The sequence below is a fragment of the Frigoribacterium sp. PvP121 genome, assembly GCF_017833115.1.
GTDB lineage: Bacteria > Actinomycetota > Actinomycetes > Actinomycetales > Microbacteriaceae > Frigoribacterium > Frigoribacterium endophyticum.
Window position 1 is genome coordinate 208,254 of the sequence record NZ_JAFIBR010000001.1, and the last position, 19,919, is coordinate 228,172.

The 19,919-nt window shown below is 75.4% G+C and carries 18 protein-coding genes; 11 read left to right on the top strand and 7 right to left on the bottom strand.

The annotated features are described in order from the left end of the window. The first annotated feature begins 74 nt into the window (after positions 1-74). The 3 genes from JOE43_RS00970 (at position 75) to JOE43_RS00980 (ending at position 2,361) form a co-directional block, all read left to right on the top strand. Positions 75-632 (top strand): TetR/AcrR family transcriptional regulator, encoded by a 558-nt coding sequence (locus tag JOE43_RS00970; protein ID WP_209513972.1) that lies wholly within the window; start codon positions 75-77, stop codon positions 630-632. Positions 633-714: 82 nt separating this feature from the next. Beyond that, the gene (locus JOE43_RS00975) at positions 715-1,764 is read left to right on the top strand and encodes a zinc-binding dehydrogenase (RefSeq protein WP_209513974.1); all 1,050 of its coding nucleotides are present in this window, start codon (positions 715-717) and stop codon (positions 1,762-1,764) included. A gap of 27 nt (positions 1,765-1,791) precedes the next feature. After that, positions 1,792-2,361 carry a hypothetical protein gene (locus JOE43_RS00980; protein WP_209513976.1) on the top strand — a complete coding sequence of 190 codons (570 nt, stop codon included), beginning with the start codon at positions 1,792-1,794 and terminating at the stop codon, positions 2,359-2,361. A 73-nt stretch (positions 2,362-2,434) separates the two neighbouring features. On the opposite strand, the gene JOE43_RS00985 is transcribed toward JOE43_RS00980, so the two are convergent. Next, positions 2,435-5,704: a hypothetical protein gene (locus JOE43_RS00985; protein WP_209513978.1), complete on the bottom strand. Its 3,270-nt coding sequence runs from the start codon at positions 5,702-5,704 to the stop codon at positions 2,435-2,437. 234 nt (positions 5,705-5,938) lie between these two features. Between JOE43_RS00985 and JOE43_RS00990 the strand changes: the two genes are divergently transcribed. The 4 genes from JOE43_RS00990 to JOE43_RS01005 all read left to right on the top strand — a co-directional run bounded on the left by JOE43_RS00990 (position 5,939) and on the right by JOE43_RS01005 (position 9,025). Next, positions 5,939-6,337 (top strand): DUF1304 domain-containing protein, encoded by a 399-nt coding sequence (locus JOE43_RS00990; RefSeq protein ID WP_209513979.1) that lies wholly within the window; start codon positions 5,939-5,941, stop codon positions 6,335-6,337. 30 nt (positions 6,338-6,367) lie between these two features. Continuing rightward, positions 6,368-7,243 (top strand): formyltetrahydrofolate deformylase, encoded by an 876-nt coding sequence (gene purU / locus JOE43_RS00995; protein ID WP_209513981.1) that lies wholly within the window; start codon positions 6,368-6,370, stop codon positions 7,241-7,243. 103 nt (positions 7,244-7,346) lie between these two features. Then, entirely contained in the window at positions 7,347-7,730 is a 384-nt protein-coding gene (locus tag JOE43_RS01000) for a DUF2568 domain-containing protein (protein WP_056057190.1), read from the top strand. Then, the gene (locus tag JOE43_RS01005) at positions 7,727-9,025 is read left to right on the top strand and encodes an N-acetylglucosamine-6-phosphate deacetylase (protein ID WP_374073164.1); all 1,299 of its coding nucleotides are present in this window, start codon (positions 7,727-7,729) and stop codon (positions 9,023-9,025) included. The genes JOE43_RS01000 and JOE43_RS01005 overlap by 4 nt, the downstream gene beginning before the upstream one ends. A gap of 295 nt (positions 9,026-9,320) precedes the next feature. Here the strand turns inward: JOE43_RS01005 and JOE43_RS16055 are convergent, their stop codons facing one another. From JOE43_RS16055 to JOE43_RS01020, 3 genes are all read right to left on the bottom strand, one after another. Beyond that, complete coding sequence (locus JOE43_RS16055; protein WP_209513983.1) at positions 9,321-10,493, bottom strand: M23 family metallopeptidase; 1,173 nt, start codon at positions 10,491-10,493, stop codon at positions 9,321-9,323. Positions 10,494-10,674: 181 nt separating this feature from the next. After that, positions 10,675-12,471, bottom strand: coding sequence for an AMP-binding protein (locus JOE43_RS01015; protein ID WP_307803183.1), 1,797 nt, complete (start codon positions 12,469-12,471; stop codon positions 10,675-10,677). Between the two features lie 53 nt (positions 12,472-12,524). Then, a complete protein-coding gene (locus JOE43_RS01020; RefSeq protein ID WP_209513985.1) occupies positions 12,525-13,700 on the bottom strand; it encodes a zinc-binding alcohol dehydrogenase family protein in 1,176 nt (391 codons plus the stop codon). 89 nt (positions 13,701-13,789) lie between these two features. Here JOE43_RS01020 and JOE43_RS01025 point away from each other — a divergent pair, with 89 nt between their 5' ends. Both JOE43_RS01025 and JOE43_RS01030 read left to right on the top strand, forming a co-directional pair. Then, positions 13,790-14,359 (top strand): TetR family transcriptional regulator, encoded by a 570-nt coding sequence (locus JOE43_RS01025; RefSeq protein ID WP_209513987.1) that lies wholly within the window; start codon positions 13,790-13,792, stop codon positions 14,357-14,359. Positions 14,360-14,494: 135 nt separating this feature from the next. Further along, positions 14,495-15,472 carry an NAD-dependent epimerase/dehydratase family protein gene (locus JOE43_RS01030; protein WP_209513989.1) on the top strand — a complete coding sequence of 326 codons (978 nt, stop codon included), beginning with the start codon at positions 14,495-14,497 and terminating at the stop codon, positions 15,470-15,472. 72 nt (positions 15,473-15,544) lie between these two features. Here JOE43_RS01030 and JOE43_RS01035 read toward each other — a convergent pair whose 3' ends face one another. Further along, a complete protein-coding gene (locus tag JOE43_RS01035) occupies positions 15,545-16,165 on the bottom strand; it encodes an NAD(P)-dependent oxidoreductase (protein ID WP_209513991.1) in 621 nt (206 codons plus the stop codon). A gap of 149 nt (positions 16,166-16,314) precedes the next feature. Continuing rightward, positions 16,315-16,839 (bottom strand): N-acetyltransferase, encoded by a 525-nt coding sequence (locus JOE43_RS15800; protein ID WP_209513993.1) that lies wholly within the window; start codon positions 16,837-16,839, stop codon positions 16,315-16,317. A gap of 81 nt (positions 16,840-16,920) precedes the next feature. Here JOE43_RS15800 and JOE43_RS01045 point away from each other — a divergent pair, with 81 nt between their 5' ends. Together JOE43_RS01045 and JOE43_RS01050 are read left to right on the top strand one after the other, a co-directional pair. After that, complete coding sequence (locus JOE43_RS01045) at positions 16,921-17,394, top strand: N-acetyltransferase (protein WP_056057201.1); 474 nt, start codon at positions 16,921-16,923, stop codon at positions 17,392-17,394. A gap of 143 nt (positions 17,395-17,537) precedes the next feature. Further along, positions 17,538-17,864 carry an MGMT family protein gene (locus JOE43_RS01050; RefSeq protein ID WP_209518942.1) on the top strand — a complete coding sequence of 109 codons (327 nt, stop codon included), beginning with the start codon at positions 17,538-17,540 and terminating at the stop codon, positions 17,862-17,864. A gap of 210 nt (positions 17,865-18,074) precedes the next feature. Here the strand turns inward: JOE43_RS01050 and JOE43_RS01055 are convergent, their stop codons facing one another. After that, positions 18,075-19,895: an ABC transporter ATP-binding protein gene (locus JOE43_RS01055; RefSeq protein WP_209518944.1), complete on the bottom strand. Its 1,821-nt coding sequence runs from the start codon at positions 19,893-19,895 to the stop codon at positions 18,075-18,077. Positions 19,896-19,919 lie beyond the last annotated feature (24 nt).

Consider the following 19,919-nt stretch of genomic DNA (forward strand, 5'->3'; position numbering starts at 1 on the left):
ATCGGGGGCGCGCGTCGCAGCTCGTCGTGCCTCGGGTGTTGACAACGGCGCTGAGTGAGTGTTCACTCAGTCACATGTCCTCCAGCATCCGGTCCACGGCCGACGCCCAGCGCGAGCGGGTCACCGCGGCCGCCGTCCGGGTCTTCGCGCACCGAGGCCTCTACGCCACCCCGGTGGCCGACGTGGCGGCGGAGGCCTCGGTCTCGCCCGCCTACGTCTTCCGTCTCTTCGGCGACAAGGAGGGCCTCTTCGTCGCCGCGGTCCGCAGCACCTACGCCAGGGTCGCCGACGCGATGACCCAGGCGGGCGAGCAGAGCTCCGCGACCGACCCGCGCGACCTGCTCGCGGCCATGACCGACGCCTACGTCGCGTTGATCGCCGATCGAGACCTCATCCTGATGCAGGCTCACGCGCAGGCCGCGTCGAACGCCCCCGCCGTCCGCGGCGCCGTCCGGGAGGGGCTCGCGGCCGTGGTGGCCGCGGTCTCCGACGGCTCCGGGGCCGGGCCGGCCGACGTGCAGCGGTTCATCGCCTACGGCCAGCTCTGCCACCTGATCGTGCAGACGGACCTCGACAGCGTCCCCGCGTCCTGGGCCGCGACCCTCACGGCCGGCATCAGCCACCCCTCCTAGTCGTGCCTCCGCGGCACGGCCATCTCTCTTTTCCCTGCCCACTCAATTGACTGACCAGTCACTCAGCAAGGAGACGCCCACCATGACCACGACACCGTCCCTCCCCACCACGACCACGCGCGTCGTCCTCCCCGGACTCGTCGAGCCCGACGGCCTCGTCGTCGACGACCGGGCACCGCTCTCCGGGCCCAGCGACGGTGAGCTCCTCGTGGCCGTCGAGGCGACCGGCATCTCGTTCGCCGAGCAGGCCATGCGCCGTGGCCGGTACTACGCCCAGCCGGCGTTCCCGTTCACGCCCGGGTACGACCTCGTCGGCACCGTCCTCGCGGTCGGCGGCGGGGTGGACGGGAGCCTGGTCGGTCGACGCGTGGCGACCATGACGAAGACGGGCGGCTGGGCCCGCCACGCCGTGGTCGCCGCCCGCGACAGCGTCCTCGTCCCCGACGGCGTCGATCCGGAGGCCGCCGAGGCGGTCACCGTCAACGGCGTCACGGCCTGGCAGATGCTCCACCGCGCGGCCCGGGTGGAGGCCGGCGAGACGATCCTCGTGTTCGGCGCCAACGGGGGCGTGGGCGGGCTGCTCGTCCAGCTCGCCCGGCACGCCGGCGTCGACGTCGTCGCGGTGGCCTCACCGCGCCACCACGACGCCCTCCGCGCCCCGGGGGTCACCCCCGTCGACCGCCACGACCCCGACCTGGCGGCGACCGTGCGGGCGCTCGCCCCGCGAGGCGTGGCCGCCGTGTTCGACAACGTCGGCGGGGCCACGACGCGCACGGCCTGGCAGCTGCTCGCCCCCGGCGGCACCCTCGTCGCCTACGCCGTCGCCGACGCCGTCAGCGGCACCGGGAGCGTCACCCGCGCGTTCGTGGCGCAGATCGCGCGCGTCCTCGCCTGGAAGGCGCTGCCCAACGGCAAGCGGGCCACCTTCTACGACCTGTGGGCCGGCCACACCGCTCGCAAGGCCCGGTACCGCGCCCACCTGGAGGCGGACCTCACGCACGTGCTCGAGCTCGTCCGCGACGGCGTCCTGACCGCCACCATCGCCGCGAGGTTCCCCCTCACCGAGGCCGCGGCGGCGCTCCGGCTGGCCGAGTCGCACACGCTGAACGGGAAGGTCGTCCTCCTGCCGTGACGCCCCCTCGTGGCCTAGCCTGACCAGATGTCGACGAAGAACGAGGGGGCGGCCGCACTCGCCGTGCTGGCCGTCGTCGGGGGCCTGCTCCTGACCAGCTGTGCGTCCGGGGCCACGGTGGCCGGGGCTCCGCCGCAGACGTCGTCGCCGGCACCCGCCAGCTCCGGAGCCGGCGACGACGACTGGCCCGACGGCGCCGACGCGAGCACGCCGTCTTGCCAGGCCGCCTCGGCCGCCACCCTGGCCGTCGTCAACACGTCGCTGCACGAGGCGTCCGTCGCGAACGGCACGGTCGAGTCCGTCCTGCCGTGGCTCAGTGCGCGACCCGACACCGACCTCGGCACGTGGACGCTGACCGGCCTCGTCGAGAACACGGAGACCGCGCAGGGCACGGAGGGCGGCTACTTCGTCGTCTTCGCGACCGGGTCGGACCCCACCTCACCGACCTTCGACGGCCAGATCTCGGCGGTCGGCGGCGCCACCGCCGCCGTGACGACGCTGCCTCCCCTCCAGCCGGCCTACGTCGGGCCGACCGACATGGACGACGTCCCGGCGGGCGCGCTCGCCTGCGGCACGCAGCGGTCGCGGGAGTCCTGACCGCGTCCCCCACGACGAACGACGTGCCGCACACCCCGAGGGGCGTGCGGCACGTCGTGTCTCCGGAGCTGACCTAGCGCGGGTCGCGCACCGCCTCGTCGGCGGCGTCCTGCGTCGCCGTCAGGGGCTCGAGACCACGGCGCCGGGCGACGACCGCTGCCGAGCCGAGGCCGAGCAGGGCGAGCGCCAGCATCGCCAGGACTCCGGTCGCGACGCCGGGGCCGGTGTACGCGAGGTCGGAGGCACCGGCACCGGAGCCCGGGCGGGCCGTGATCGGCGTGGCACCGGAGGCGGCGGGCACGACCGGCACCGCGCCTCCTGCACCCGCACCCGCGCCGGGCGCACCCGGGGCCGGCGCACCGGGCGTGCCCGGGTCGACCGGAGCCGGGTCGCCGGGCGTCGGCACGACGGCCTCGGCGCCCACGCGGTAGCTCGCCGTCGCGGTCAGGCCGGAGCCCGCCCCGAGCGCGCTCACCGTGCGGACCCCGTCGGGGGCGTCGGCCGCGATCGTGCTGACCAGCGCGAACGAGCCGGCCGAGTCGGCGATCACGGTCTCGACCAGGGGCTCGCCCTCGTCGACCACCGCGACGGTCGGCGCACCGGGGGCCGCGGCGGCCTCGGGGGCGATCGTCACCGCGACGGCCTCGCCGACCCGGAAGCCCGAGCCCGAGATCGTCAGCGACTGGCCCTGCTGCACGACGTCGTCCGACACCGTGAGAGTGCCGGCCTCGGCCTGCGCCTCGGCGCACGCGTCGCCCTGCACACCGACGGCCGGGGCCATCGGCAGCACCGTCGCGGGCACGGTCGCCGTCGGCACCGTCACCACCGCGTCGTCCTCACGCACGGTCACCCAGCCGAAGCTGTCGCCGATGGTCGAGCCCTCCTGCGTGTTCGAGATCGTCGCGCGGAACCGCGTGGTGGCCGTCGGGCTCGACAGGTCGTCGCCCGTCGTCGGCACGGTGACCACCTTGCAGGTCTCGCCGGGCGCGAAGGTCAGCGCCCGCATCGCGACGTCGACCTTGCCGCTCGGCGTGCCGATCGCGCTGAACCACGCGGTGGTCGGAGCGTCGGAGGCGCGGCTGAGCAGCACCGGGACGTCCACCGACCCGAGGCCGTCGCCCTCCTCGATCGCCACGTCGGGCACCGAGACGAACGGACGGGTCGAGATCGCGGCCGTGCCGACGCTCGGCGCCGCGAGGAACGACAGGTCGCTGAGCAGCGCACCGCCGGCGACGCGGGGAGCCGTGAAGCGCACCTCGCGCACGTCGGCCAGGTCGACGCCGGTGAACGAGGCGACCGGGATCTCCAGCTGCTGCAGCAGCAGCTTGCGGAGCGGCGCCTTCGTGCCGGGCAGCACCTGGAGGGCGTCGCCGAACTCCGAGGCGGGCAGGCTCGCCGAGCCGCCCTTCCCGTCGACCAGCGTGACGACGAGGTCGGTGCGGGCCGCGACGGTCTCGTCGGGGCTCACGCGCACCGACAGCCGCTCGTAGCCCGAGACGTCGGTCGAGCCGCCGGGCATCGGGACGCGCAGCTCGGCCGGGGCGGCGGTCGCCGACGCGGGCTCGGTCCAGGTGAACCGCAGCGACGGCGTGGTCGGCACCGACGGCGCGAAGTTCGCCGGGGTGAAGTCGGGCACCTGGGCCGACAGCAGCGAGGTGGCGCAGTAGGGCTGCGTGCCGGGCACCGGGCGGCCGGCGAGGCTGGCGCACCAGGCGTACGTGCCGGCGCCGGCCACGCGCACGGCGGGGTCGGGCACCGCGAACGTCTGCACGTCGAGGCGGGTCGAGGCGGGCTGCGAGGCGGTGACGCGCACGTCGGCGCGGCCGGCCGAGGCGGGCACCTCGTCGGAGCCGTCGAACATCGGCAGGAACTGCTGCTCGCCGCCCATCGTCAGACGGAAGAACCCGGTGAGGTACGCGGTGCCGACGTCGTACTGCTCGTCGTCGGTGAGGCGGGCGGGCGCCGTGCCGTAGCCGCAGTCGGGGTCGACCTGCTGGCGGTCCTGGGCGGCCCAGTCGTCGCTGGCCGAGTAGGCGTACTTGCTCGGCGTCCACGTCGTGTTGTAGAAGTTGTGGTTCGTGCCCATCACGAGCACCGACGAGCGCAGCACGTCGTCGCCGTAGGCGAGGCGCGAGTCGTCGAAGAAGTGCTGGCCCTGGAGGTTGGACACGTCGCCGTCGCAGTACGGCAGCACGACAGCCATCGGCACGTCGGGCAGCGTCATGCGGCCGAAGTCGGTCGGCGCGAGCGGCAGCACGGCCTCGATGCCGAAGGGCTCGGGCAGCTCGGCGTTCAGCAGCGCGGCGCGCACGGCGCCGTCACCGCCGCGCGAGTGGCCCATCAGCCCGACGTGGTCGAGGTCGAGGCGCCCGGCGAGGGCGGGGCTGAGGCCGACGGCCGTGCCGGAGTTCGCCTGCTCGAGCAGCGCGAGGTGGTCGAGGATCAGCTGGGCACGGGCGACCGCGCCGTTGTCGTCGGACAGCGTGCCGTCGAGGGCGTTGATCGCGTTGGCCGAGATCGAGACGACGGCGTAGCCCTGGCTCGCGAGCACGTCGGCGGACTCCTGGTACCCCAGGTAGCTCTCGACGTCGACCTGGTCGGGGCCGCAGGGCCAGGCGAGCGGGTTGCGGGTGCCGCCCGAGCACGAGGTGTGGCGCCCGTGCAGGAACATCACGACCGGACGCTCGCCGGTCGCCCCGACGGGCATCGTGACCGACGCACGCACCTCGCCGAGGCGCCCGAAGCCGCGGATCTCCTCCGCCTCGTCGCCGAGGTCGTAGTCGAGCCGCTCGGTGCCGTAGGCACCGGTCGTCGCGGGGTCGGCCGCGAGCAGGCGCTGCGCGTCGGCGACGCCGTCGTCGGGCACGGCGTCGGTGGTGGGCGCCGGCGCCGGCGCGGCCTGGCGCCGCTGGGCCTGGCCGCCGGAGGCGCGGGCCGGGTCGCCCTCGCCCGTCCAGCCCGCCTGCACCGAGGAGGCGGTGGCCGCGGCGGGCAGGGTGGTCACGACGGTGAGGGTGAGACCGTCGAGGCTCTCGGTCGCGACGCCGAGCTCGACGCCGTCGGCCCACAGGGTCGGGGCGGCGCTGCGCTGCTCGACGGGGGCGTCGAGCGTCTTGGTGACGACGTACCCGCCGGCGGCGGGCGTGACCGACCAGTCCGAGCCCTGGGCGAGGGTCGTGACCGTGGGAGGCGCGGCGGAGGCCGGGGCCCCGAGCGCGAGCGTGCCGGCGGCGACGCAGAGGGTGGTGGCGACGGCGACGCGTCGCCAGAGGCGGTCGAGCGGACGCGACGGGGCGCGACCGGCGGAGGGCCTGGGGGCAGGCCGAGGGGCAGACGAGGGCACGGGTCTCCTGGGTGAGGGGGCGATGACGGACGGTCGTCCGCCCCCGGGCTCCGTCGGCGGCGTGCTCTCCGACGCCCCGGCTCTGGGCGGATCCAGGGGAACCATAGAGCCGTTCCACAGGCCCTCACCCCGTTTCGTATACGTTCTTCACACAGCCGAAACGGGGCCGTAACACCGGGTGCCAGAAGGCGAACGGAGCCCCGCCCGCGAGGGAGGGGCCCTAGAGTCGGCCCCATGCTCATCGCCCTGATCGCCGGCTCCCTCGCCGCGCTGCTGCACGTCTACATCTTCGTCATGGAGTCCGTGCTCTGGACGACCCCGCGGGTCCGGGCGACGTTCGGCATCTCGAGCGACGCCCAGGCCGAGCACACGAAGCCGCTCGCCTACAACCAGGGCTTCTACAACCTCTTCCTCGCGATCGTCACCGTGGTCGGCGTCGTGCTGATCGCGTCCGACGACTCCGCGGGCGCCTCCCCCGCGGGCGTGGCCCTGCTCGTCGCGGGCACCGGCTCCATGCTCGCCGCCGCCCTCGTGCTCGTGCTGAGCGACCGCACGAAGGCCCGCGCGGCGACGCTGCAGGGCGTGTTCCCGCTGGTCTCGCTCGTGGCGCTGCTGATCGCCACGGTCGCGTAGCACGCCCGCCGCCCGCACTACCCTGGGCTGGTGACCGACCCGACCAACGACTCCCCCACCACCACGCACTGGACCTTGACGCTGGTCTGCGAAGACCAGCCCGGCATCGTGCACGCCGTCAGCGGGGCCGTGGTGGAGGCGGGGGGCAACATCACGGAGTCGGCCCAGTTCTCGAGCCACGACACCGGCACCTTCTTCATGCGCCTGCAGGTCGAGGCCCCCGGCGAGCGTTCCGCCTTCGAGGCGCAGCTCGCCCCGGTCGTCGAGCGCTACGGCATGCAGCACGCCCTCGACGTGGTCGGGCGCCCGACGCGCACCCTCGTGCTCGCGAGCAAGGCCGCGCACTGCGTCAACGACCTGCTCTTCCGGCAGCGGGCGGGGCAGCTGCCGATCGAGGTGCCGCTCATCCTCGCCAACCACGACGACCTGTCGGGCCTCGCCGAGTTCTACGGCAAGCGCTTCGAGCACCACCCGGTCACCGACGCCGCGTCGAAGGCCGCCTTCGAGGCCCGCGTGCTGCAGGTCGTCGACCGCTACGACATCGAGCTCGTCGTGCTCGCCCGCTACATGCAGATCCTCAGCCCCGAGCTGTGCGCGGCGCTCGAGGGGCGGGCGATCAACATCCACCACTCGTTCCTGCCCGGGTTCAAGGGCGCCAACCCGTACCGCCAGGCCCACGCCCGCGGCGTCAAGCTGATCGGCGCGACGGCCCACTTCGTCACGAGCGACCTCGACGAGGGGCCGATCATCGAGCAGAACGTCGTGCGCGTCGACCACACCCGCAGCGCCCCCGAGCTGATGGCGATCGGCCAGGACGAGGAGAGCCGCACGCTCACCCAGGCGGTGCGCTGGTTCGCGGAGGACCGCGTGCTGCTCGACGGGGCCCGCACGATCGTCTTCCGCTAGGAGCGGCGAGGGCGGGCGCCGGGGCGGGGGCGGCGCCGACGCTCGGGCCGTCCCGCCCGCGGTGCCGGGGCGGGCGCCGGGCCGCCGGACGTACGCTGGCCCGGTGACACCGACCTCCTCCGCGCCTCCCCCCGGCCCCTCGCGCACCGGGCCCGTCACGCCGCTCGGCGTGCTGCGCGTCGCGACGATGGCCTTCGGCCTGCTGAGCCTCGCGGCCTGGGGCTACCTGGCGTGGCCGTTCCCGTGGCCGGCGGTGCTGGCGATGGTCGCCGCGCCGCTGTTCGCCGTCGCCGTGTGGCTGCTGTTCCGGTCGCCGCGCTCGGTGGTGCGGACCGACCGGGTCGGCAAGACCCTGGTCGAGACGGCCGTCGTCGGCGCGGTCGTCGTCGTCTGGGTGCAGCTCGGCTACCCCGTGGTCGCGGTCGTCGTCGCGGTCGTCGCGCTCGTGACCGGCGTGCTGGTCGCGAGGCGGGAGGGCGGCTCCTGACCGTCCTGCTCCGCGGAGCCCACGCGGTCGACGCCTCGGGCGAGCGGCCCGGCACGTGGCTGCTCGTCGACGGCGACCGCATTGTCGCGACCGGTCGCGAGGGCGACGTCGACGTCGACGCGGAGCGACGGGCCTCGGCGCCCGGGCAGCCTGCAGGAGGCGCGGTGCCGGTCGCCGACGCCACCGTCGACCTCGGGGGCGCGCGCCTGACGCCGGGGTTGGTCGACCTGCACTCCCACGGGGCCGGAGGCGCCTCCTGGGACGACGACCTCGCCGACGTCGACAGCGGCCTGGCCGTGCACCGCGCGCACGGCACCACGCGCTCCGTCCTGAGCCTGGTCTCGGCGCCCCTGCCGCGCCTCCGACGGTCGCTCGAGCGGGTCGCCGCCCTCCGGGAACGCGATCCGCTGGTGCTCGGGGCGCACCTGGAGGGGCCGTTCCTCGCCCCCGGGCGACGGGGCGCCCACGACCCGCGGCACCTCGTCGCGCCCACCGCCGAGGCGGTCGACGCCCTGCTCGCCGCGGCGCCGGGCGTGCTGCGTCAGGTGACGGTCGCGCCCGAGCTGCCGGGCGGACTCGAGGCGATCGAGCGGCTCGTGGCGGCGGGCGTCGTCGCGGCCGTCGGGCACACGGAGGCCGACCACGCCCTCGCGGCCGAGGCGTTCGAGCGCGGAGCGACGGTGCTCACGCACGCCTTCAACGCGATGCCCGGGCTGCACCACCGGGAGCCGGGGCCCGTCGGGGCGGCGATCGCCGACGAGCGGGTGACCCTGGAGCTCGTGCTCGACGGGCGGCACGTGCACCCGCAGGTCGCGGCGCTGCTCTTCGCCGCCGCGCCCGGTCGGGTCGCGCTGGTGACCGACGCGATGGCCGCCGCGGGTGCGGGCGACGGCGAGCACCTGCTGGGCGGGCTCGCCGTGACCGTGACGGACGGGTGCGCCGTGCTGGCGGGCACCGCCACGCTGGCCGGGTCGACCCTCACGCAGGACGCTGCCCTCCGCCTCGCCCTCGGCCCGGCGCGGCAGTCGCCGGTCGCGGCCGTGACGGCGCTGACCCTGACGCCCGCGAGGGCACTCGGCCTCGCCGCGGCGTCCGGCGCTGCGTCGGGCGCGGCGCCTGGTGCGGCGTCGGGCACTGCGCCTGGTGCGGCGTCCGCCGCGGGAGCAGCCCCTCTCGGGCTGCTGGCACCCGGCCACGCCGCCGACCTCGTCGTCTGGACCGACGACTGGCACGTCGCCCGCGTCTGGGCCGCCGGGGTCGAGCTCGCGGCGGGCAGTGCCGCCGGGGCTCCGTGACCGAATCCCCACGCCGCCCGGCCGGCGGATGCCCGGCGGGGCGGAAGCGACGGTCCAGGACGCTCGATCCACTCCGGAGTGGAGCAGCCGCCCGCCCGGTCAGCCCGCGCAGATCCGCTCCTCAACTCCAGAGTGGAACAGCGATGCCCGGGGGTCGCTCCGGCGCGGGACACAGCCGTGGCGACGGGACGCACCACGTTCTCGCACGGGAACCACGCCGCGGCGTGGTTCGGCGGCGAAGACGTGGTGCGTCGTCATCAGCGGAGGCACACGATGCCCACGGGGCCGCCCCGCGCTAGAGCGTGCGGCCCGCGTTCGCGTCGAGCCAGGCCTTCGGGTCGACCTGCGTCGAGCCCCCGACGAGCACCTCGAAGTGCAGGTGCTCACCCGTCGCGACCCCGGTGCGACCGACGGCTCCGACGAGCTCACCGACCCCGACCGACTGGCCGGTGACGAGCGGGCTCGAGCCGAGGCGCATGTGCGCGTACAGCGTGCTGACCTTCTGGCCGTCGATGACGTGGTCGATGACGACGTACTGGCCGAACTGCGCGTGCAGGCCCGAGACCCGCACGACCCCGTCGGCGACGGCCCCGATGGGCGTCCCGCCGCCGGGCGTCATGTCGAGCCCCATGTGCATGCTCGAGCAGGCCGCGCACGGCGCCGCCCGCGGGCCGAAGCCCGAGCTGAGCACCACGGTGCCCGGGAACGGCCAGCGGATGTCGCCGGTGCCGCTGTTCACGATCGTGCCGCCGCCGGACGCCGCACCGCGCGGCGCCGCACCCGACGAGTCGCGCGCCGACGACCCGCCCTGCGTCGCGGTCGACGACTCGGCGGCCACCTCGACGGGCGGCGGCGGGGGCGGGGGCGGCGGGTCGGTGACGCCGAAGCCGTCGCGGTCGTCGACGGTCAGCACGACGAGCGAGGCCGCGAGGGTCTGGCCGGGCAGCGGCGCGGTGGCCGACGTCTGCACGCCCGAGCCGCCGAGCTCGGTCGCCGTCGCCGGCGTGACGTTGGAGGAGAAGAACAGGGTCACGGCGACCAGCGCGAGAGCGGGCACGGCGGCGTCGCGGACGCTCCGCAGCGCGCTCCGCACCGAGCGAGCCGGGCGAGTGGAACGAGCCGGAGCGGGAGTCGTGCTCGAAGCGGCAGCAGCCTGCGAGGCCACCACCGACCGCAGCGACGCCGGCTGCCGGAGGCGCGGTGCCGGTCGACCCGACGCCTCGCCCCGGGGCACCGAGACGGGGTGACGCGTGGTCACCGTGCGCCGAGCGGCGGTCGGCAGGGCCACGGGCCCCGCGGCGGGCGGGTCGACGGGCTGGACGATCGAGGGCACGACGGGCTCGAGACCGGACTCCGACGCGTCGCGCGCGGGCTCGACGACCCCGGCGGCGGCCGCCTCGGCGGCACGCTCGAGGGCCCTGGCCTCACGGCGCGTGAGCGGTGCGGACGACGATGCGGGGTCGGTCACGACAGGCCTCTCACCGGGCTCGCGCTGCTGATCACGGTTCTCCTCGTCGACGGACCTTTCGACCTTAGTCACCATCCTGCCCGCTGACCAGCAGCTCAGGCCGATCCGACGACACCGCCGACGCCCCCAGAGCGGGCGACGAACGGACGACGAACGGACGACGAGCGAGCGAGGGCCGCGCTCAGCGCACCCGCAGCCCCGGGAAGTCCTCGTCGCGCCACTCGCCGTCGAGGCGCTCGCCCGACCGGGCCGCCGCCTCCTCGCGCTCCCGCAGCTCGACCCGGCGGATCTTGCCCGAGATCGTCTTCGGCAGCTCGTCGGTGAACTCGACCCGGCGCACCCGCTCGTAGGCGGGCAGCCCGGTGCGGGCGTGGGCGAGCACGGCGCGCGCCGTCTCGGCGGTGGGCTCCCAGCCCGCGGAGAGCGTGACGTACGCCTTCACGACGGCGAGCCGCACGGGGTCGGGGGCGGGCACGACGGCCGACTCCGCGACGGCCGGGTGCTCGATCAGCACGCTCTCGACCTCGAACGGCGACACCTTGTAGTCGGAGGCCTTGAACACGTCGTCGGTGCGGCCGACGAAGGTGATCATGCCGTCGGCGTCGCGGGTGGCGACGTCGCCGGTGTGGAAGAGGCCGTCGCGGGTGGCCGCCGCCGTGCGGGCCTCGTCGCCGAGGTAGCCCGTCATGAGGTTGACGGGGCGCACCCGCAGGTCGAGGCAGATCTCGCCCTCGTCGCCGTGCTCGCCGGTGACCGGGTCGACGAGCACGACGTCGACGCCGGGCAGCGGGCGGCCCATCGACCCGGCGACGACGCGGCCGCCGGGCGGGTTGGCGATGATCGCCGTCGTCTCGGTCTGGCCGTAGCCGTCGCGGATGTCGAGCCCCCACGCCTGCTGCACGCGGTCGATGACCTCCGGGTTGAGGGGCTCCCCGGCCGACAGCGCCTCGCGGAGCGCGACCGGCGCCTCCCCCAGCGACGACTGGATCAGCATGCGCCAGACCGTCGGCGGCGCGCAGAACGAGGTCACGCGGGCCCGGTCGAGCTGCTCGCGCAGCGCCGACGCCGAGAACCGCGCCTGGTTGTGCACGAAGACGGTGGCCTCGGCGATCCACGGCGCGAAGAAGCAGCTCCAGGCGTGCTTGCCCCAGCCGGGCGACGAGATCGTGAGGTGCACGTCGCCGGGGCGCAGGCCCAGCCAGTAGGTCGTGCTGAGGTGCCCGACCGGGTACGAGGCGTGGGTGTGCACGACCATCTTCGGCTTGCTCGTCGTGCCCGAGGTGAAGTAGACGAGGCAGGGGTCGTCGGTCGCCGTCGCGACCTCCGGGCGGGCCGGGGAGGCGCGGTGCGAGTCCTCGAAGGAGGCCCACCCCTCGAGCTCCCCGCCCACCACGATGCGGCCGACGCCGGGGTCGACCCCGTCGAACTTGGCCGCGTCGGCGACGTTGACGAGCACGTGCCGCACGTCGCCGCGCACGACGCGGTCCTCGACGTCGTGGTCGGCGAGCACCACCGAGGTGGGCAGGATGACCGCACCGACCTTCATGACCGCGAGCATCGCCTCCCACAGCTCCACCTGGTTGCCGAGCATCAGCAGCACGTGGTCGCCCGGGCGCACGCCGCGCTCGCTGAACCAGCTCGCGACCTGGTCGGAGCGGCGGCGCATCTCGTCGAAGCTGACCCTCGTCTCGCGGCCGTCCTCCTCGACGATCCAGAGCGCGGTGCGGTCGTTGCCCTCGGCGACCACGTCGAACCAGTCGACGGCCCAGTTGAAGCGGTCGCCGACGTCGGGCCAGCGGAAGGAGTCGCGGGCCGCGTCGTGGTCGCCGGCGGCGGCCGCCGAGGCGAGCGAGTCGCGCGCCGCGCGGAACGCGTCGGTCGCGGCCGGGTCGCGCGGGGCGGCCCGCGGCGCGGGGGCCGGGCCGGGGGTCGAGCTCGGGTCCGGGATCGTGGTCGGGTCTGCATCGTCGAGGGGCACGCCCCCATGATGCTCGCTCGCCCATGCCGACGACGGAATGCGCCGCCCGCCGCTCAGAGCGTGACGACGAGCTTGGTCGCCGACACCCCCTCGCCCAGCCGGTCGAGGGCCGCCTGCACGTGCTCGAGCCCGTGCCCCACCACCTCGGCCCGGGGCGCCGGCACGAACCGGCCCTCGGCGAGCGCCGCGGGCAGGTAGCCGGCCCAGAGCATCGGGCCGACCTCGTCGTGCATCAGCGAGCTGCCCCACACGAAGGTCGCCCGCACCCCGCGGAGCCGGCTGCGCACCATCACCGCGGCGGTGCGGCTGCCGAGCGCGACCACGGTGCGCACGAGGCCGAGGCTGAGGCCCGGTCGCCGGGGCACGCCGCTGAACGAGACCGACGGGCTCGCCATGCTCACCCGGGGCGCGCCGGTGCGGGCGGCGATCGTGACGCAGGGGTCGGCCGACCCCGTCCCGATCGCGAGCACGCCCGCCACTCGCCGACCGCGCAGGGCGGCCACGACGTCGTCGACGACCCCGGCGTCGCGGTAGTCGAGGAGCTGCGAGGCCCCGAGCGCGCGCAGCCGGTCGTGGTTCGCGGGCGACGCCGTAGCGACGACGTCGTAGCCCGCGGCCACGGCGAGCTGGATCGCGGCGCTGCCGACGCTGGTCGTGCCGCCCCAGACGACGACGACCTCCCGGGCGCCCGCGGTCGGGGCGGGCCCGGCGCCGACGGGGTGCCGGAGCCCGAGCTGGCCGCCCTGGAAGAGCGCGCTGGCGGCGGTGCTCACCGCCAGGGGCAGGACCACCGCCTCCTCGAGCGCCGTGCCCGCGGGCACGGGGGCGGCGAGCGCCTCGCGCACGAGCACGAGCTGCTGGAAGCCGCCACCGGGGGCGTGCTCCTCGCCCTTCTCGACGCCCACAGCGAGCGCCACGACCCGGTCGCCGACGGCGAACCGGGTGACGGCCGAGCCGACCGCGACCACGTCGCCCGCGACGTCCTCGCCGAGCACGGCGGGGGCGGGCAGCCAGCGGTACATGAGGTCGCCGGTCGTCTGCTTGACCACGTCGACCGGGTTCACGGCGACGGCGCGGGCCCGCACGAGCAGCTCGTGCGGGCCGGGCGCGGTGACCGGGGCGGGGCGCACCGTGAGGTCGGCGAAGGGCGCGTCGAGCCAGGCGGCGGCGTTGGTGAGCCCCGCGAGGTCGGGGCCGGAGGCGCGGGCGGGGGTGGTGGCGTCGGTCACGGTGTCCTCCTGGACGTCGGCGAGGTGATGTCACCCCGTGTCGTCACTGTACACACGATGTCACTTCGTGTCATCACTAAGATGGGCGCATGAGCAGATGGCAGCCCGACGCCCGCGGGCGACTGGAGCAGGCCGCGCTCGAGCTCTTCCGCGACCGGGGCTTCGCCGAGACGACCGTGCCCGAGATCGCCGCGCGGGCGGGCCTGACCCCGCGCACCTTCTTCCGGCACTTCGCCGACAAGCGCGAGGTGCTGTTCGCCCGCCAGTCGGAGGTGCCCGCCCTCGCGCGGCGGATGATCGCCGAGGCGCCCGCGTCGCACTCGCCGATGCGGATCATCGCGGAGAACCTCGACGCCGTCGCCGCCGCGCAGTTCCCCGACGGGGTCGAGGCCGTGCTCGCCCGCAAGGTCGTCATCGACGGCGACGAGGGCCTGCGCGAGCGCGAGCTACACAAGATGTCGGCCCTCGGCGACGCGCTCCGCGAGGGCTTCGCCGAGCGCGGGGTCGACCCGCTCACGGCCGCGCTGACCGCCCAGGTGACCATGACGGTGTTCGGCGTCGCGATCGGCCGGTGGCTCGCGGGCGGCGACGACGACGCGCTGCCCGGGCTGCTGCACGACACGCTCGCGTCGTTGCGCGGGCTGCTCGCCGACGGGTAGCGCCCCGTCCGTCACGGGCCGGCACCGCGCCTCCGCCCGGCAGCCTCGTGGCTCGACCCGCGACTCCCCCCTGACCTCGGCCGCGCCACGCCGGGCGGGCGCGCCGCCGCCCCGCCGCGGGTGCACAGTGGAGCGATGACGCAGAAGACCCTCCTCGTGATCGGCGGCACCGGTCAGATCAGCGCCTCGTGCGTCCGGCTGGCCGTGCGCGACGGCTGGGCCGTGACGGTCGTGAACCGCGGAAGCACCTCGATCCGCGCGCTGCCCGCCGAGGTCGAGCACCTGACCGCCGACGTCCGCGACGAGGAGTCGCTGGCCGGCGCCCTGCGAGGCCGCCGGTTCGACAGCGTGGCCGACTTCCTGACCTTCACCCCCGAGCAGCTCGCGACGATGCTGCGCGTCGTGGCCGCCAGCACGGGGCAGTACGTCTTCGTCGGCTCGGCGTCGACCTACCAGAAGCCGCCCGCCGTGCTGCCGATCACGGAGGCGACGCCGCTCTTCAACCCGTGGTCGCAGTACGCCCGCGACAAGATCGCCTGCGAGCGCCTGCTGCGCGACGAGCACCTGGCCGGGCGGGTGCGCGCGACGGTCGTGCGCCCCTCGCACACCTACGACGAGACGCACGTGCCGCTGCTCGGCGGCTGGACGGTCATCGACCGGATGCGGCGCGGCGAGCCCGTCGTGCTGCACGGCGACGGCACCTCGATGTGGGCGATGACGCACTCCGGCGACTTCGCGCCCGCGTTCGTCGGGCTGCTCGGCCGCGACGAGGCGCTGGGCGAGGCCTACAACATCATGGGCCCCGAGCTGCTGACGTGGAACGGCATCGTCCGCTGCCTGGCCGACGCGGCGGGCGGGTCGCTGCAGCTGGTGCACCGCACCACCCACGACCTCGTCGAGCTCGCCCCGGAGTGGGACGCCGACCTGCGGGGCGACCGCAGCCACCCGGCCCTGTTCGACACGACGAAGATCCGCGCGCTGGTGCCCGACTGGGCGCCCCGGGTGCCGTTCGCCGAGGGCGCCCGCCAGATCGTGGCGTGGCACGACGCCGACGCGTCGCGCCGCGTGGTCGACCCCGCGGTCGACGCGCTGTACGACCGGCTCAGCGCGTAGCTCACGGCGGGGGCCGGGCTGGGACGGGCCCGGGCTCGTCGTCCCGGGCCGGCGTCCCCGGCGGCCGTCGACCTAGGCGCCGGTGACCACGGCCGTCCGGCGCACCCAGGCGTCGTCGCCGAGCTGGGCGAGCATGAAGCGGGCGACGTCGCCGCGGCTGATCGAGCCCGACGCCCCCTCGGGCAGCCGCTCGCCGACGGCCACCTCGCCGGTGGCGGGGCCGTCGAGCAGACGGGTCGGGTAGACGAGCGTCCAGTCGAGGTCGCTGGCGCGCACCTCGGCGTCGGCGACCTCCTTGGCCTCGTAGACCTTGCCGAGCACGGTGTGGAAGAACATCTTCTGGAAGGCGTTGGCGTCGCGCTCGGAGTCGCCGACGCCGAAGGCCGAGCAGACGACCAGGCGCCGCACGCCGGCGGCGGTCATCGCGGGCAGCAGCGCCCGGCCCACCTCGACCTCGACCGGGTGCCGCACCTGGCGCGATCCCACGGCGTTGACCACCGCCTCCTGCCCGGCGACCGCGGCGGCCACGTCGGAGGCCGAGGTCGCGTCGCCGACCACCACGCGCACGCCGTCGTCGACGTCGAGCTGCGACGCGTCGCGCACCAGCACCGTCACCTCGTGGCCGGCCGAGAGCGCGAGGCGCAGCACGTGCGACCCCACTCCCCCGGTCGCGCCCAGCAGCAAGACCTTCATGGTGCCTCCTCGTCGACGGCGGTCGGGCCCGCACGTCTCGCTCGTGTCGCTCGTGTCGCCACAGCGAACACCGTCGGGCCAGGAGCGGGCCGAGAGGCCGCTGCACGGTCGCCGACGGGCGGCGGGGCGGTGCCGGCCGGCGGGCGGGGTCAGCCCTCGAGCAGGTACGTCCGCACCGGCAGCCCGAGCAGCGGGTGCTCGTGCAGCTCGCCGTGGGGCCGCCAGCCGTGCGCCTCGTAGAGCCGCACCGCCGGAGCGTTGCTCGGCATGACGTGGAGCGCCAGGCGGGCGTGCCCGGCCGCCCGGGCGTCGGCGACCACCGCGTCGAGCAGCGCGCCGCCGAGGCCGCGGCGCGCGTGGCCCGGAGCGACGCCGAGCATCGACAGGTACGCCGCGTCGGGCGGGTCGGTCGGGTAGCCCGAGCCGGGCGCGGTGACCAGGGCGAAGCCGAGGAGTCGCGCCGCCGGCGAGCCCGCCGCCCCCGCACCCGGGGCGGTCGGGTCGTGCACCCCGCGGCCGGCGACCCACGGGGCGGCGAACTTCGCCGCCGCCCGCTCCGCGGTGCCCCGCGCCGGCTCCGCCCCGTCACGCTCGCGCAGCGCCGCGAGCCAGACCTCGACGCAGGCGGCGGCGTCGCCGCGCTCGAGGGGGACGGTGGGGAGGGGCTCGGTCACGGCAGGCACGCTCCCATGCTGCCAGGGCGACCCCCTCCCCCACGGCTGGTGCGCCGCCGGGACCGCCACTAGCCTGGGCCCATGACCGGCCTGCGCCTCGAAGAACTGTCCGCCTCCACCGTCGTGGCGGCCAACAACCTGACGCTCAAGCCCGGTCAGGAACAGTACGTCGCCCCCGTCTCGCACTCGATCGCCGAGGCCTACGTCAACCCGACGACGGCCTGGCCGCGCGTCGTGGTCGACGACGACGAGGTGGTCGGCTTCATCATGGGCAACTTCGACGCCGAGAGCGACGACGACACCCTCCGCAGCTGCATCTGGCGCATGAACGTCGCCGCAGACCAGCAGGGCCAGGGCATCGGCCGGTTCGCCGTGCACGCCCTCGCCGACGAGGCCCGGCTCCGGGGCTTCGACCGCCTCACCGTGGTCTACGAGCCCGGCGACGACGGCCCGGAGGAGTTCTTCCGCCACATCGGCTTCGAGGTCGTCGGCGAGACCCCCTACGGCGAGCACGTCGCCGCGCTGACGATCGCCCCCTCGCCGCACGCGGAGTGACCGCGGCGGCGGCGGAGGCGTCGGGCGGTGCGCCGTCGGGCGGTGCGCCGCCGTCGGGCGGTGCGCCGCCGTCGGGCGGTGCGCCGCCGTCGGGCGGTGCGCCGTCGGGCGGGGCGCCGTCGGACAGCGCGCCAGTCGGCGAGCTGACCGGCGAGCCGCCGGTCGGCGACGACTTCGCCTCGAGGGTGGTCAGCGTGGTCGAGGCCGTCCCCCCGGGCCACGTGATGACCTACGGCGGCGTCGCCGCGGCCGTGGGGTCCCGGTCCTCCCGCGGGGTCGGCCGGGTGATGGCGCACGCGGGGTCGGAGCTGCCGTGGTGGCGGGTCGTCCGCGCCTCGGGGCTGGCGCCGCAGGGGCACGAGCAGCGCGCCCTGGAGCAGTACCGGGTGGAGGGCACACCGCTGCGCTGGGCACGGTCTGGCACCTTCCGGGTCGACCTGACCCGCGCCTCCTGGTGGCCCGGCGGCTGACCGCCCCTCCGGGCGGCCCCGCCCTGGCCCCGTGGCTGCCCCCGTGCCCGCCTGCCCGCCTGCCCGGCCGCCCCTCCGGGAAACGGAGAGTGATCCGGTCGCCGGGACCCGGCGGAGCCTGGTTCTGGGGGCCCAGCAGCCGGATCACTCTCGAATTCGGAACGGGCGCGGGGCGTGGCCCGGCGCGAGGGGATCGCCGGCGCGACCGGCTCAGACCAGCGAGTCGCGCCAGGCGGCGTGCAGCTGGGCGAAGCGGCCCGTGCCGGCGATGAGGTCGGCGGGCGTACCGTCCTCGACGACGCGGCCGTGCTCCATGACGAGCACCCGGTCGGCGATCGCGACCGTCGACAGGCGGTGCGCGATGATCACCGCGGTTCGGTCGGCGAGAAGCGTCTGCAGCGCCTCCTGCACCATCCGCTCGGAGGGGATGTCGAGCGACGCGGTCGCCTCGTCGAGGATGAGCACCGCCGGGTCGGCGATGAACGCCCGCGCGAACGAGAGCAGCTGCCGCTGACCGGCCGAGACCCGACCGCCGCGCTTGGCGACGTCGGTGTCGTAGCCGTCGGGCAGCGCCATCACGAACTCGTGGGCGCCCACGGCCCGGGCGGCCCGCTCGATCTCCTGACGGGTCGCGTCGGGCTTGCCGAGGGCGATGTTGTCGGCGACGCTGCCCGAGAAGAGGTACGCCTCCTGCGTCACCATGACGATCGCGCGGCGGAGGTCCTTCGGGTGCAGGTCGCGCAGGTCGACGCCGTCGAGGGTCACCGCGCCGCGGGTGGGGTCGTAGAACCGTGACATCAGCTTGGCGAGGGTCGACTTCCCCGCTCCGGTCGAGCCGACCAGCGCGATGGTCTGCCCGGCCGGCACGTGCAGGTCGAACTGCGGCAGCACCACGGCGTCGGCCGAGTAGGCGAACTCGACGTCGTCGAAGTCGACGGCGCCCTTCGCGTGGAGCAGGTCGACCGGGCGCACGGGGTCGGGCACGCTCGGCTGCTCCTCGAGCACGCCCGAGATCTTCTCGAGCGCGGCGGAGGCCGACTGGTAGCTGTTGTAGAACATCGCCATCTCCTCCGCGGGGTCGAAGAAGCGCTTGGCGTAGAGGGCCACGGCGAGCAGCGCGCCGATCTCGAGCGTGCCGCCGATCACGCGGAAGCCGCCGAACAGCACCACGGCCGCCAGCGTCGCGTTGCCGATCAGCACGAGGCCCGGGTCGAAGGTGCCGAAGAGCGTGAACACCTTCGAGTTCGCACCGCGGTTGCCCTCGACCTCGCCGGCGTACTCGACCTCGTTGCGGGCCTCCTTGCGGAAGGCCTGCACCGCCCGCATGCCGGTCATCGTCTCGACGAAGTGCACGATCACCCGGGCGCTCGTGACGCGCGTCGCCCGGAAGAGACGCTGCGAGCGCACCTGGAACCACCGCGTCAGCGCGACCAGCGGCACGAGCGCGACGGCGAGCACGAGCCCGCTCGGGGCGTCCAGGCTGACGAGCGCGACGGCCGTGAACACCATGTAGAGCAGGCCCTGCACGAGCTGGTTGATGCCCGAGTCGAGCAGCTCGCGGATGGAGTCGAGGTCGCTGGTCTGCCGCGAGATGATGCGGCCGGACGTGTACGTCTCGTGGAACTCCAGGCTGAGCCGCTGGGTGTGGAGGAAGAGCCGCTTGCGCAGGTCGAACAGGATCGCCTGGCTGATCCGCGCCGAGAGCACGGTGTACTGCGCCATCAGCACCGCGCCGACGACGCCGGTCGCGAGGTAGACGCCGACGACGAGCAGCGCCGGCGCCCAGTCCTGCTCGTCCATCAGGGCGGGCAGGGCGCGGTCGATGCCGGCCGCGATCAGCGCCGGCCCGGCCACCTGGCACGCGGTGCTGACCACGACGACGAGCGCCATGACGACGAGGCGCCAGCGCAGCGGCCGGACCAGTGACCCGAGGAGGCGCAGCGAGCGGCCCCGGAGCCGCTTGCTCTCGGCCGCGGTGAAGTCGTCGCGCTCCTCGCCGCGGACCCCCTCGGTCGAGGAACCCTGCCCGATCCGCTTCTGCGCGGGCGTGCGGCC